Annotated in this window: 2 pseudogenes; both read right to left on the reverse strand. The window is 46.0% G+C overall.

What is annotated here, in order from left to right:
* Positions 1-252 (reverse strand): annotated as a pseudogene (locus ACTHUR_RS16355) (hypothetical protein); the annotation flags it as partial.
* 51 nt (positions 253-303) lie between these two features.
* Positions 304-477: pseudogene (locus ACTHUR_RS16360) on the reverse strand (helix-turn-helix domain-containing protein); the annotation flags it as partial.
* Positions 478-578: the final 101 nt, after the last annotated feature.

Raw genomic sequence — 578 nt, forward strand, 5'->3', positions numbered from 1 at the left:
GACGAAGAGTACGTCGCCGTCCTCGATGGTGCCTTGCATCGAATCGCCGCGCGCGGTGATGACTTGGATACGGGATAGATTGCCTCCGAGTTTTTCGCGCGCCCATGCTTTATCGACATGGACGAAATCGACGACCTCCGCCGTCTCGTTGTTGATGTATCCGTCGCCCAGCGCAGCGATAACGTCCAGCCGTTCGAAACGGATATGGTCGTCTGAAGGGTCGTCTGAAAGGTTTTCAGACGACCTATACATTCCTAAATCCTTCCTATACTTATCACCTAAACCATCTGCCAGCCATCGAGTAGAAAAGTTTGTCTTCTTCTCAAATGCCAATAACGGCTTTTTTCCTAAGCCAGTCTGCCCATTGAACCACTGCCCGACAAGACCTTTTGAGACACCTGCGAAGTCTGCCAAGTCCTGTTGAGTAATTAGACCGTGTTCATCCATCAATTCCTGAAGTCTGCCTTTCAAGTCCATCGCAAAAAAATCCCAGCTAAAAAATACTTAGTAAAAACAATGATTATTTAGAATTCTAAACTATTAATTGTTTAGTATGCTTGACTAGACAAGTTTAGGAT

The sequence above is a fragment of the Neisseria sp. P0021.S007 genome (assembly GCF_051956855.1).